The following is a 12838-nucleotide window of genomic DNA, read 5'->3' on the forward strand; positions in this document are numbered from 1 at the left end:
CCCCTTAGCCTATACCCATATCCATTGTTATACCCATGCAAGATTATGCATGGGCATGAAGGTTGTTTTAAAAAACTCACACATTACACGCTAACTCGTTCAACTAGAATATACCAGGGCACCTGATGTTATAGAGCGTCAGACGAGCTTGGAAATAGCATCGCTAAACCCCGTACCCGTTTGTTCCACCATATTGCCCCATCATCATAGCATGCACCTGTTGTGCTTCTTTCACATTGTACTCAAAGGCCAGGCGCTTGTAATTGACGACATCGATAATGGTGCCGATGAAGCAAAGGCCTCCGGTGAATAGGTATAGAAGTCCCATGCCGATGCTGCCAAGGATAAACCGATGTACGCCTGCCACTCCAAAAAATCCGATTGCGGCTGTTATAAGGATCAGCAGCGGGTCACGGCGGCGGGCTCGGTAAATAGTCGCAAACTGCTGCGCTTCCTGGTCGGACATGTTGTTAAAGATGCCTTGCAGGTAAGACATCTCGTCTGGCTCCAGTTCCGGCATAAAATTAAAAACGTTTGGCATGATGATTATTGGTTAGTTGATTCCTAATTTGTGTCCTGCACAGCCATAGCAGCGAAAAAATACGCCTGCCAAGTATAAGCAGTGCCGGCAGTCCTAGTATATGGGCCTCCCAGGAAGCCCGCCACTCCCCTCTGAACAGGAAAGCGATGCTATGTCCCAATCCGCAACCGGGGCATCGCGCGTCGGTTACCCAACTCCACGGACAAAGGCTAAAAAGATGCGTTTCCATCGGATTCATCAGCGCCAGCAGCACAATGGCAACCACCCAACAGACCGCCTCCAGAAATCCGTTTGTTCGCAAAAGCCTTGCATGATGTATCATAGATGCTGGCATAATTCACATAAGTTATGTCAATTATCTGATAACCGCAAACATGGTTAGTATTATCTAGCCGGGCTATCCACTTGGTCCGGGTAACAACCCCATAAACGATTTACGTATGATGAATGAAAACCTGGAGGAAGAAACTGAGCGATGAAATGCAATGTAGGTCAAACTGAACAGAAGTTGCGCGTGCTGGCAGGTATAGCTATAGTCGGCGTGGGTGCCTATTTTAACCTGAAAGGGCTGGCGGCGCTAGGGCTTATACCGATCGTAACTGGCATGCTCCGTTACTGCCCTGCTAATCACGCCATCGGCTACAATGGCTGTGCCGTGCACCCACACCACAAGGTTAAAAGCGCCGTGCTATGACAAAAGCCTAACCCGAGACCTGCCTGTCTTTACCGGTTGGCTTCTTAAAGGCCCTTCAGACTTGATTTTTATTTTATAGCTTTATAAGATCCAATCCGTTCACCACTATTTAAAGCACCTTGAGAAAAATCGTCCTTTACATTGCCGCCAGCACCGACGGCTTCATCGCCCGCCCCGACGGCAACATCGACTGGCTTCAAGACAAAAAATACAACATCCCTGATGAAGACTTCGGCTACACTGCTTTCCTGCAGACCATTGACACTACTCTGATGGGACACAATACCTACAAGGAAGTCATGGGCTTCGACATGCCTTTCCCCTACCCTGACCTGAAAAACTATGTGTTCAGCAGGTCGGAGCAGGCGGACACGGCATGCGTATCTTTCATAAAGGATGATGTAGTAGACTTTATTGAGAAGCTCAAAGAACAACCGGGGAAGGACATCTGGCTGATCGGTGGCGGGCAACTCAACTCCGTGGTACTCAACGCCGGTTTGCTCGACGAAATCATTCTGACCTATATCCCGATTATCTTGGGCAAAGGCATACGTTTGTTTTCTGAAGAGGCCAATGAGCACAAGCTAAAGCTGATCCCAACCGAAAATAAGCTCTACCGGAACGGCTTTCTGCAGGTAAGGTATAGCTGCTAGCAACAAGAAGCCCCGCTCTGCATTTACAGAATGGGGCTTCCTGTTTAAACAATGGATGCTAATGTTTTAGGGCTATTGATGCAGATTGATTGTTGCTAATAATAAAACCGGATTTAAAATTTATCCGACAGTACATTAAGCCGCGGGCTGACTTGGTGAAGGGTTTTCATTTACCTGATCGCCCTGTTTCTCCTGATTCAGCTCGGCCTTTTTTTTATGCTCAAGCTCCATCCTTTCATCATCCATCATCTCTTGGTTAATGGCTTCGGAAAACTGCCTGGTAAACCCAAAATTGTTTTCCTCTGATCTTACATCGTAATTTCCAGTATTAAAAAATAATCCTGAAAGGTAGCCTCTTCTATGTCGTCTCATCTCACTCACTCCTTTCTATTAAATGGTAACCGGGTCGCCCCGAATTCATGTTAAACTATTGATTTATAATATATTATACGCAAATCTTACAATAAAAGGCTTGAATCTAGGCATTAAGTGCACCATGGTGGCCCAAGGATGATCATCTATAAAAAAAGCCCTGCAGGGATTATCCGTACAGGGCTTCATTTAATATGGTAGACAGGCGGGCTTCTTACTTTTTCTTTTTCGCTTTCGTTTTTGCCTTCTTGGCTTTGGCGGCTTTCACCTTGGCTTCCGTTTCTTCTGCCTCCTTGATCAATGCCTTCCAGTCGAACTTGGCCTCCGGACTGAAGTCGATGGTGGCTTCGCGGTCTTCAGGATCTAGCTCCAGCACTTTAATGTCTTTTGTGAGGTATGTCTGAATCTCGTCGAGGATGGGTTTCTCCTCTTTGCTGCAGAACGAGACGGCTATACCTTTGGCGGTGCCTCGGCCAGTACGGCCCACACGGTGTACATAATTTTCAGGCTGGTCGGGCAAGTCATAGTTCACCACATAGTCTACGAGCGGTATGTCGATCCCGCGGGCACTCACGTCAGTGGCAATCAACAGCTTCACATCACCTTTCTTGAAGCGCTTCATCACGTCAGTGCGGTCTTTCTGCTCTTTGCCGCCGTGTATGCTCAGGGCCTCTATACCTACACGCTCCATGGCCGCCACAACACGCTCGGCACGAACCTGCGTACGCACAAAGGCCAGTATCTTCTTATCAGGGTTCTCCTTCACGACACGCTCCAGGAAAAAGCGCTTCTCGTCCATCTCCACATACATGACCGAGTGATCCACGTTTTTGGAAACCGGGTCTTTCGGCGAGATCTGTATACGCACCGGTTTGTTCACCAGCGAGTAGGCCAGGTCTTTTATCTTCTCGTTGATGGTGGCCGAGAAGAACAGTGTCTGCCGCTTACGTGGCAATTTGGTGATCAGCTGCCGGATGTCGTGGATGAAGCCGAGGTCGAGCATGTGGTCGGCCTCATCAAGCACCAGCACCTCCACGCGCTCCAATCGGATGTGGCCCTGGCTAACCAGGTCAAATAAACGGCCCGGCGTGGCCACCAGTATATCTATACCTGCCTCCAACTTCGCAATCTGTGGTCCTTGCTCGACACCACCGAACACACAAAAAGTTTTCACACGGGTATGGCGCCCGATCTGCTCAAAGACTTCCGTGATTTGCACCGCCAGCTCACGGGTGGGTACCATCACGACGCATTTAATGCCATCCTCTCGGCGGCGGTTTTTGGAAAACTGCAGCTTGTCGAGTATAGGTATAGCAAAGGCGGCGGTCTTACCGGTGCCTGTCTGCGCAATCGCCAGCACGTCCTCCCCTTTCATGATGGGCGGGATGGCTTTGAACTGTATATCAGTCGGTTTCCGGAATCCAAGCTTGTCCAGGCTCTTCTTGATTTCGTCGGATATGCGGTAGTCTTCGAACTTCATGGTGTTGTGTTACTGGTTGGCTGCTGACCAATGTGTAAGGCCCCAGCGAGTTGCAAAGGTACAGCTTCTTTTTCTGTTTCACCTAAGGTATAGCCGGTTGCTGTTCCGCCACTTGCTGCCCTGGCCCTAGCTCGTCTTTCATGATGCCGTCCAGCTCCTGCAAGGCTTTGCTACAATTGCCCCGGTAAGAGGAGCCGTGCATGATCGCGAGTGTAGCCGGTTTTAAATCTGCCAGTTGCTGCAGCATGCCTTTGGTTTTGTGGGTATAGGGCATATAATCAGGCAACGGTGAGGACTGGCCCGCCCGTAATGCTTCGCGCACCTCACCCAGAATATCATGCTCAGTCAGGGCAATGCCGTTGCCATCCTGGTGGAAGAGGTCAGAACAGAAAAGCGTCCTGTTCTTTTCCTCGAACAGCACACCGGCATCCCAGCCATGCGGCAAATGGGGCGTAGGTATAAACCGGTAGCTATACTTGCCCGTCTCGAGCAGGTCTCCCTTACCCAGCCCCCTGGCCGGGCGGATGGCAAAATCCCCCATGTTCACCATCGCCCCTATCTCGCTGCAGACGGCTACTGCCTGGGGTGCCACCGCAAGCCAATCATTCAGGGAGCCGCACTCGTCTACCTCAAAATGACTAAATCCCACCCACCGGAGATCTTTAATCTTCATAATACTGGAAACGGCTTCTTTCAGCATTGGGAACATCATGCGCATACCGGCATGGTAAAGCATGGGCTCCTCGTCTTTGATGAGGAAATGGTTGAACTGCATGTTGTAGTCCGGCACATACAGGCTGATACGGTAGACATCCGGAGCAATCTCGTTGATAGTAGTCATCGTTTCAAGAAATAAATTTCACAAAGGGCACAGGCACGCTATACCTGATTATACGATAATCACATAACTTCCGTCCTCAAACCCGGTGAGCATCAAAAGCAAAATAAACTCAATTAATAGTATTACTATTGTATAAGAAGTTGCAGTAACTTTGCAGCACCATTAGCAAGCGGTGAGTGGCCAGCTAAAAGGTGATAAAAATTTAAAATCGCAGGTATAGTGGCAATCCTGCCAAAGCCATACTCCCTTAACCAAAAAGCACCGTCTGGGGTCGCAGGGCTAACAGGGGAAGTGTCTTTTAAGGGATTGCTCAGGCATTTGGCAGTTCACCCCCCAAAAGCTGACTGTTGAGCTGCTCCGGAGTAACCGCGATTTTTTTTAAACATTTGACATACCCGGCAATTGATAAAATAGCCAATGCCGGCCCAAGACTTATACTTGAACCGAACCCATGAGCAAGCCAAATAAACAAAAGGCACTCTATACCCCCATGCAGCGCTTCTGGCAGCTGCTGGCCGCCGAAAAACGCGAGATTGTATACCTGTATATCTATGCCATCGTAGCCGGCCTTATCAGCCTTTCACTTCCCTTGGGTATACAGAGCATCATTGCCTTTGTGTCGAGTGGGCAAATGACGGTGTCGGTGGTGGTGCTGATTACCCTGATCGTGGTGGGCCTGCTCCTTGTAGGCGGCATGCAGATTATGCAACTCTGGCTGGTGGAGTATATACAGCAGCGCATTTTCACCCGATCGGCCTTCGACTTCGCCTTCCGGGTACCGCGGCTTCAACTGGAGGCGCTGCACAAGTACTACCCACCGGAGCTCATGAACCGCTTCTTCGATACCATCTCGCTGCAGAAGTCTATGGCCAAGTTGCTTACCGACTTCACCTCTGCTGCGATCCAGATCGTGTTCGGCCTCATTCTGCTCTCGTTCTACCACCCCTACTTCATCGTGTTCGGCATGATCCTGGTCATTGTGCTGGTTGCCATCCTGTATTACACAAGTCCCAAAGGTATAGACACCAGCATTACGGAGTCGAAGTACAAGTACAAACTGGTGGCCTGGCTGCAGGAAATGGCCCGCTCCATGAACACCTTTAAGCTGGCCGGCCAGTCAAGTCTGCCAACCGAGAAAACCAACGGCTTTGTGACCAGCTACTTAAAGGCCCGCAAGCAGCACTTCGGGGTGCTGATGACGCAGTACTTCAGCTTTGTCGGTTTCAAGACCATTATCACGGGTGGCCTGCTGGTGCTGGGTTGTGTGCTCGTGATACAGCGCGAAATCAACATTGGCCAGTTTGTGGCCTCCGAAATCGTGATCATCCTGATTATGACGGCGGTGGAGAAGATCATCATCAAGCTCGACACCATTTATGACCTCCTTACCAGCCTCGACAAACTGGGGCAGGTAACAGACCTGCCGCTGGAGGACGAAAGCGGAGTCGCCATCAACAACGCCGGCCTGGGCCTCTCAATACAGGTGAACAGTCTCCGGTACCGCTACCCGCGTGCCAATGAGAATGCCATCGATGGAATTTCGTTTGAAGTGCTGCCCTCGGAGCGAGTGTGCATTGCAGGCTTTAACCGCTCGGGCAAGTCTACGCTGAGCCAGTTGCTGCTTGGGCTATACGATAACTATGAGGGAAGCATCGCCTACAACAACCTCTCGTTGCGCGACCTCGAAAAAAACAGCCTGCGCCGCCTTATCGGGGATAACACTTCCAAAGAGCAGGTAATTGACGGCACCATCCTGGAGAATATCACGCTGGGCATACCCGGTGTGCCGATAGAGGATGTGGTATGGGCCACCGATAACGTGGGACTCACCAAGTTTATACATACCCTGCCCGAGGGCCTGAAAACTGAGCTGACAGGCGGCAGCGTTCGCCTGCCGGCCAGCGTGTCGCGCAAGATCATCATGGCCCGCTGCCTGGTGCTGCGCCCCAAAATGCTTCTGCTCGACGATTTCTGGGGAGGTATGGAGAAGCACGAAAAGCTACGCCTTATCCAAATGCTCTCGTCCCAGGAGTTCGGCTGGACGCTGCTCATCATCTCCAACGACCCCGAAGTGATGGCCATCTGCGACCGCACGCTTTTACTGAAAGACGGCAAGCTGGTTGCCAGTGGTAGCTTTGAGGAAGTGCGTCATAACGAGTCTTACAGGCAACTGGCCAACCTAACCACATAGCCATGAAAGAGAAAGATCCTTATACCCCGGACCTGTCGCGCAAAGAACTGGATGCGATGGAGATGGTGCGCACACCGCAACTCGGGCGCACCCTGGCTTACTGGATTGGCGGTATCGTCCTGTTCCTGATCTTGTGCCTTTTCCTACCTTGGACGCAGAATATCGCCTCTCGCGGCACGCTGACCGCGCTCAATCCGCAGGACCGTCCGCAGACCGTGCAGAGCACCATAGCCGGCCGCATTGAGCGCTGGTATGTGCAGGAAGGGCAACTGGTGCAGAAAGGTGACACCATCGTGAGTTTATCGGAGGTGAAAGAGAAGTATTTCGACCCGCAACTATTGGACCGACTGAATGAGCAGGTAGAAGCCAAGGAAGGTGCCGTAGAGGCGACAGAAGCCAAGGCAGTGGCGCTGGAAAACCAGATAAAGGCTTTGCGGGAAGGGTTAAAGTTTAGTCTGGCCAAAGGCCGGAATAAAATAGAACAAACCCGCCTGAAGGTGCAAAGCGACAGCATGGATGTGGTGGCCCAGCGTATGGAAGTAGAGATCGCCCAGAATCAGTTTACCCGACAGGAAGCCCTGTATGCACAAGGGCTGAAGTCCCTGACAGAATTGGAGACCCGCCGCCTGAAACTGCAGGAAGCGCAGGCCAAGCTGCTGGCTATCCAAAACAAATTGGCCAGTTCCCGTGCCGAGTTGCTCAACGCCTATACTGAACTGAACTCACTGCAGGCCGAGTACGGCGATAAACTAGCCAAAGCCGAGTCGGAACTGAGCTCGAACCGCGCCTACCTCTACAGCACCATGGGGGAGACCTCCAAACTACGCAGCGAGTATAGCGGCACCCTGGAACGAAGCCGCTTTTACCAGGTAGTGGCCCCACAGACCGGCTATCTTGTGCGCACGCTTCGGGCAGGTATAGGCGAGAACATCAAGGAAGGGGAAGCCATCGCGACCATCATGCCTGATGACCCGAAACTGGCGGTAGAACTTTACGTGCAGCCCATGGACCTGCCTTTGCTCTATCGCGGCGCACCCGTGCGACTGCAGTTTGATGGCTGGCCGGCACTGGTCTTCTCGGGCTGGCCAAACCTGGGCTTCGGTACTTTTGGCGGCAAAGTGGCCGTAATCGACAACACCGCTACCAACGGCTTATACCGTATGCTGGTGGTGCAGGACCCAGAGCAGGAAGAATGGCCGGAGGCGATCCGGATAGGCTCTGGGGTGCAGGGCTGGGCTATGCTCAATACCGTGCCGATCTGGTACGAACTGTGGCGACAGCTCAACGGCTTCCCGCCTGACTATACCGGCGACCTACCTGTAGATGGAGCCAAGGCACAAACGAAGGAGGAATATTAGTTTGAAAATGAACACGTATCGTTCTTTTGTGATTCCGTTTATGTGGTGGCTATACCTGGCAGGTATAGCCGTGCCAGCTACTGCCCAGTCAGGCGACTCGATGCGTGTACTGACCATGAATGCCCTGTATGAGCAGGTATTAGCCCACCACCCATTGGCGGCCCAGGCTGATTTGCTGGCTCGGCAGGCCGACCAGGAACTGCGCATGGCCCGTGGCAGTTTTGACCCGGTTATCAGCAGCAAGTATGGCGAAAAGGAATACACGGGCAAAGACTACTATACCTATTGGAACAGTAGCCTGCGCGTGCCGCTTTGGTTTGGTCCTGAGCTGATCGGCGGTTTTGAGCGCAACCGCGGCCAATTCCTGAATCCGGAGAATAACACGCCTTCCAACGGACTCAGTTACGCAGGTATAGCCATCCCACTGGGGCAAGGCCTGTTTACAGACGAGCGCCGCGCCACTGTGCGGCAAGCCCAGTTATTGCCCCGCATGGCCGAAGCCGAACGTCTCAAACTGGTGAATAAGCTCTTACTGGATGTGGCCAAAGATTATTGGGACTGGCTCTACTATTATAACGAGGTTCGGGTATACCAGGAGGCGTTGGCACTGGCTGAGGTTAGAACCACGGCCGTAAACGAGCGTGCCCGTCAGGGTGATCTGGCAGCAATCGACACCGTGGAGGCCCGCACCGAGGCCTTGAACCGCCGTGTGCTTTTGAGCCAGGCGCTGCAGCAGTACAACAACAGCAAACTGCGTATCGAAATGCACCTCTGGGGAGAAGATAACCAGCCCCTTGCCTTATCCCCTAACGTTATCCCATCTGCCGCTGGCACCGAACTGGACCCGCTTAGTCCCGAAGACCTACAGGAACTCCTGTCCGCAGCCAAAGCTAACCACCCAGACCTTGTTAAGCTCGACCTGAAAGGCCAGCAATTGGAAGTGGAGCGCCGCTTTGCCGCCGACAAGCTCAAGCCCAAACTCAATGTGGAGTACAACCTCCTGCAAAGCGATTTCTACATGACGGGCGACGCATTTCGGACACCATACATGCGCGAAAATTATAAGCTGGGAATAAGTTTCAGCCAACCCTTGTTCCTACGCCAGGAACGCGGCAAACTGCAACTCACCAAACTCAAGCAACAGGACGTGGTACTGCAACAGTCGTACACGGTGCGTGACATCGAAAATGGCCTGGAGATAGTGTATAACGAATGGCTGGCCCTGGAAGAGCAAATTGCGCTGCAGGAGCAGATGGTAGCGAATGCCCGTGTGCTGCAGGCAGGCGAGGTGGTTAAATTCCAGAGCGGCGAGAGCTCCATCTTCCTGATCAATGCCCGCGAACAGAAATTACTGGAGGCCCAGATCAAACTCTATGACCTGCGCAGTAAGTACGCCAAAACCAAAGCCCAGCTCTACTGGTCGGCGGGGAATATGCAGCGGGAGTAGCGGCTGCGCCGAATGAAGAATTAAGAATTAGAAATTAAAAATTAAGTTAAGGCAAACACTTTTTGCTTGAGCGATAGAAACTGGCTTTAGTTGATCTGTTGATAGAAGTACTGGTTGGATTTCTAAAGAATGTAGCAAACCCATGTGGATAAGTAGCAGTTATCAACAAAGTTGCTAACACATTTAGCTTAACTCCAAAAATAATAGCTATTCATCGCACCTAGTTTAAAAGGGCAGTGTCCATGTCTTGTTTTCATCGGGCTCTGCGGGTACCGATTATGTGGTAACGCTTTTGCCAATGAATGAAATGGGCACAGATAAAACCCGACTGCCTCCACCGGACAGCTCATTTCTTAAATGAAACCACAGAAAAGGCGAGTAGTGAGAATCATTGGGTGCAAAGTTCTGACAGATCGCGTCCTGTCCCACAAAACCCTATACCTATACCCATCAAATTGAGCAACAACTTAACTTTCTAACTTCCAAACTTCCAAACTTTCTAACTTTCTAACTCCTAAAGCCTTCCTCCCACGACTACCCGCTCTTTGTGCACGCTTTTCTGTCCGCTCAAGTCGAAGAGCTCGATGTATAGCAGGTAGGAACCTATACCTGCTTTCGAGCCATCCTGCCGGGTGCCGTCCCACCGAAAGAAGCCATTGACGGCGAGCAGTTCGTTGCGTACCAGCTTTCTGATCTCTCGTCCCTGCGCATCGAAAACCGTGATATTGGCGACAAACCCTGTTTGGTCTGTGCTGTAGTTGATGGTGGTAAAATCCTCGTAGCCATCGCCATCCGGGGAAAACACTTTGGGGGCGATGGTAAATAGCCGCTGGGCAGCTATACCTGGCTGCGACTGCGAGTTGAGGTAACCGGGTGTTGCAGACACGGAGGTAGCCGCCGAGTGGAAATTGTCAGCCGTGGTCGGGCCCTTTAGCCTGATCCGCTCCAGAGAAATCCCATTGCGATCATCCATCAAACTAAAATGCATGCGCTCGGTATAGTCGAAGCGGTCCGCCAGACGGCCATCGGGCTGCAAGACAACCACGGAACCCGCGGCATCGGGGTAGGAGGGCAGCGAAGCCATCCGCAGAAAGGCCTCTGCGCGGGCTGCCGGATAATTGGCCCTGATGTTATCGGGGTTGGAGGTGAGCACGACGTATTGCCCAGGCGAAAGCACATAAGTTGCTGTGGTGATCACACGCAGATTGGCTACACTATCATTGCTAATATTGGCCAATTGCCAGTTCTGCAGATTGATGTACTTGTCACTGCGGTTCACCAGCTCCACAAAATCCACGCCGCCGGGCCTTGGGTTGAAAAGCACCTCATTGATCACCACATCCCCGGGAACCGGCGCGGAGGGCAGTGCGAAGATAGCCGTAAGCGGCGCTGCACTCAGGTTGCCGGCGCAGTCGCGTATACCTGTAGCGGTTAAGGTATATAGCTGCTTTTCCTGTAACGGACTAGCCAACTGCAAAATAACCTCTTCAAATAAGGGTGAAATAACCTGTACCGCAGCTATACCTATACCTGTCGGGTTCAAGGCGTAGCGACTCACATCGGCCACCTGCGCACTGTCCAGGCGCTCGTTAAACCGAAGCAGTAAGCGGTCAGGAGCCATGGTAGTGACACTGAGCAGGCTGGGTGGCATGTTATCAGGTATGGAGGCAGCGACGGAGTTGGGCTGGGCGGGCGTACCGCCGCGCGGGTCGTTGGATGCGATCCAGTTGGCAGCTCCGGCGCAGGGGTTTGTCACGTCTATCATCTCGAGGCTCCAGCCGCCGTTGCGTTTGGCATTGTCGCGGTACCAGGTGTCGTTGTAGCTCACAGCGTAGATCAGGCGGCCGTTGGGCTGGTGCAGTTGCAGTAGCTCACCCGTGTTGTTCAGGCTCGGGAAATTGCTGATCCCGATGACGCGGCCGTACTGTGTAAAATTACTGACCTGTGTATTGGGCACCACCACCGCATACTCGCCGGGTTGCAACAACACATTGGGCAGCATAGCGGTAGATGTGGCATCGGAGTAGCGTATACCTTGCAATGTCAGCACCTTCTCGGTGGGGTTGTGCAGCTCGACGTACTCCACCGCCGGCAAACCTACGGTCGGCGTCTCACGGGCCATAATCTCGGTGATGAGCAACTCATTATACCTTGGCAACATAGGCGGCAGGGCATATCCAAAGGTCAGCTCCACAGGATTCGCTAAGGCGTTGCCATACAAGTCAGCTATACCTGCCACTGCTATTTTATTGACCCCGTTTCGAAGCGACTGCGCAAAGGTGAGCAGCACGAGGCCGCTTCCGGTAAGTTCCGCTGAGACAGGCTTGATGTTTCCGTTTAAGGTATAGCTGGCGATGTTTTGGGCTTGTTCTGGAGCCAGCGGTTCGTTGAAACGCAGCTCTAAGGTATGCGTGCTCAGCGGCTGGGCGTTCTCCAGCACAGGTGGGTTTGTGTCGGTAATCCTGAAATCATCGAAATAAAACTTCTGGCTATTGGCCGAGCTATACCTGACCAGCACGCCAAAATAGGCCGAGCGCCTGTGAGTTGCATCCGTAACACTTCCCTGCGAGACGTAGCTCTGCCCGGTGCCTGCCACGTCAATCTCCAACTGCCATTCATGCTCCACACTCCTGCTTACCCGTACCCGCACCGTGTTGTTGGAGCTCGCCACTGATTTGTCTTGCCCATTGATAATCATAACGGGCGTTTTACCCGCATCTTTCCGGAAGAGACTCACCTCGTCGGCCGTATTCCCGATCCGCACAAAATAGCCGTTCACGTCAGCGGCTTTCAGGTCTTGTTTGTCCGAGATCAGGAAGACGTCGGCGTAGTTACTCGATGAAGTTGCCAGTCGCAGGTTAGCCCAGAACTCCCATACCGTGCCCACCACTGCCTGCGAGGGCGTGGCCAGGTATAGCGTGCTACCTGTTATGGCGGGCCCGTTACTTTGGAGTTGGTTTTGGGCATTGACAAGGAAACTGCTCACATCACCCGACCAGGCAGGATTTTGCGTAAAGTCGCCGTCAGAGAAGTTGTCTTGCAGTTGGGCGGTGGCGAGCAGCGGAAATAGCAGAAGCGCTCCTGTTGCTAAAACAGGAAGGGGAATAAGGTATAGAGAGGCATTAAGAAATTGGCTAATAGCTTGGCGTAAAGTTTGTTTCATGCGCAGATATTGTGGTGAAAACTTACGAACTTCGCAGCCGCAGCAGGAATAGCAAGCGCAAAGGCACTCACGGGCCTGAAAAATTTTAAGAGACTGGG

General features: G+C 52.2%; 11 protein-coding genes. 5 read left to right on the forward strand and 6 right to left on the reverse strand.

Annotated elements, in window-relative coordinates:
• Positions 1-163: 163 nt before the first annotated feature.
• Positions 164-541, reverse strand: coding sequence for a TM2 domain-containing protein (locus tag H9Q13_RS12530; RefSeq protein ID WP_191184157.1), 378 nt, complete (start codon positions 539-541; stop codon positions 164-166).
• Positions 525-875, reverse strand: a complete 351-nt coding sequence (locus H9Q13_RS12535; protein ID WP_317173900.1) for a DUF2752 domain-containing protein — start codon at positions 873-875, stop codon at positions 525-527. The genes H9Q13_RS12530 and H9Q13_RS12535 overlap by 17 nt, the downstream gene beginning before the upstream one ends.
• A gap of 141 nt (positions 876-1016) precedes the next feature.
• Here H9Q13_RS12535 and H9Q13_RS12540 point away from each other — a divergent pair, with 141 nt between their 5' ends.
• Together H9Q13_RS12540 and H9Q13_RS12545 are read left to right on the forward strand one after the other, a co-directional pair.
• Positions 1017-1235, forward strand: a complete 219-nt coding sequence (locus H9Q13_RS12540) for a YgaP family membrane protein (RefSeq protein ID WP_191184158.1) — start codon at positions 1017-1019, stop codon at positions 1233-1235.
• Positions 1236-1354: 119 nt separating this feature from the next.
• Positions 1355-1888, forward strand: coding sequence for a dihydrofolate reductase family protein (locus tag H9Q13_RS12545; RefSeq protein WP_191184159.1), 534 nt, complete (start codon positions 1355-1357; stop codon positions 1886-1888).
• 135 nt (positions 1889-2023) lie between these two features.
• Here H9Q13_RS12545 and H9Q13_RS12550 read toward each other — a convergent pair whose 3' ends face one another.
• From H9Q13_RS12550 to H9Q13_RS12560, 3 genes are all read right to left on the reverse strand, one after another.
• On the reverse strand, positions 2024-2260 hold the full coding sequence (locus H9Q13_RS12550) for a hypothetical protein (protein ID WP_191184160.1): 237 nt from the start codon (positions 2258-2260) through the stop codon (positions 2024-2026).
• A 214-nt stretch (positions 2261-2474) separates the two neighbouring features.
• Entirely contained in the window at positions 2475-3740 is a 1266-nt protein-coding gene (locus H9Q13_RS12555; protein ID WP_191184161.1) for a DEAD/DEAH box helicase, read from the reverse strand.
• Between the two features lie 82 nt (positions 3741-3822).
• Positions 3823-4581 carry an oxygen-binding di-iron domain-containing protein gene (locus H9Q13_RS12560; protein WP_191184162.1) on the reverse strand — a complete coding sequence of 253 codons (759 nt, stop codon included), beginning with the start codon at positions 4579-4581 and terminating at the stop codon, positions 3823-3825.
• A gap of 451 nt (positions 4582-5032) precedes the next feature.
• On the opposite strand from H9Q13_RS12560, the gene H9Q13_RS12565 reads away from it, so the two are divergent.
• The 3 genes from H9Q13_RS12565 to H9Q13_RS12575 are packed head-to-tail and all read left to right on the forward strand — an operon-like array spanning position 5033 to position 9577.
• Entirely contained in the window at positions 5033-6772 is a 1740-nt protein-coding gene (locus H9Q13_RS12565) for a peptidase domain-containing ABC transporter (protein WP_191184163.1), read from the forward strand.
• A 2-nt stretch (positions 6773-6774) separates the two neighbouring features.
• A complete protein-coding gene (locus H9Q13_RS12570) occupies positions 6775-8130 on the forward strand; it encodes an HlyD family secretion protein (protein ID WP_191184164.1) in 1356 nt (451 codons plus the stop codon).
• Positions 8131-8137: 7 nt separating this feature from the next.
• Positions 8138-9577, forward strand: coding sequence for a TolC family protein (locus H9Q13_RS12575; RefSeq protein WP_191184165.1), 1440 nt, complete (start codon positions 8138-8140; stop codon positions 9575-9577).
• Between the two features lie 514 nt (positions 9578-10091).
• Here H9Q13_RS12575 and H9Q13_RS12580 read toward each other — a convergent pair.
• Positions 10092-12740 (reverse strand): lamin tail domain-containing protein, encoded by a 2649-nt coding sequence (locus H9Q13_RS12580; RefSeq protein ID WP_191184166.1) that lies wholly within the window; start codon positions 12738-12740, stop codon positions 10092-10094.
• Positions 12741-12838 lie beyond the last annotated feature (98 nt).

This window comes from Pontibacter aquaedesilientis (genome assembly GCF_014773225.1).
GTDB classification, from domain to species: domain Bacteria; phylum Bacteroidota; class Bacteroidia; order Cytophagales; family Hymenobacteraceae; genus Pontibacter; species Pontibacter aquaedesilientis.

Excerpts from the sequence above, each read along its gene's own strand:
- H9Q13_RS12570 (WP_191184164.1), top strand. The coding sequence starts at position 6,775 with ATGAAAGAGAAAGATCCTTATACCCCGGACCTGTCGCGCAAAGAACTG.
- H9Q13_RS12580 (WP_191184166.1), bottom strand. The coding sequence starts at position 12,740 with ATGAAACAAACTTTACGCCAAGCTATTAGCCAATTTCTTAATGCCTCT.
- H9Q13_RS12560 (WP_191184162.1), bottom strand. The coding sequence starts at position 4,581 with ATGACTACTATCAACGAGATTGCTCCGGATGTCTACCGTATCAGCCTG.
- H9Q13_RS12565 (WP_191184163.1), top strand. The coding sequence starts at position 5,033 with ATGAGCAAGCCAAATAAACAAAAGGCACTCTATACCCCCATGCAGCGC.
- H9Q13_RS12535 (WP_317173900.1), bottom strand. The coding sequence starts at position 875 with ATGCCAGCATCTATGATACATCATGCAAGGCTTTTGCGAACAAACGGA.
- H9Q13_RS12530 (WP_191184157.1), bottom strand. The coding sequence starts at position 541 with ATGCCAAACGTTTTTAATTTTATGCCGGAACTGGAGCCAGACGAGATG.
- H9Q13_RS12575 (WP_191184165.1), top strand. The coding sequence starts at position 8,138 with ATGAACACGTATCGTTCTTTTGTGATTCCGTTTATGTGGTGGCTATAC.
- H9Q13_RS12550 (WP_191184160.1), bottom strand. The coding sequence starts at position 2,260 with ATGAGACGACATAGAAGAGGCTACCTTTCAGGATTATTTTTTAATACT.
- H9Q13_RS12555 (WP_191184161.1), bottom strand. The coding sequence starts at position 3,740 with ATGAAGTTCGAAGACTACCGCATATCCGACGAAATCAAGAAGAGCCTG.
- H9Q13_RS12540 (WP_191184158.1), top strand. The coding sequence starts at position 1,017 with ATGAAATGCAATGTAGGTCAAACTGAACAGAAGTTGCGCGTGCTGGCA.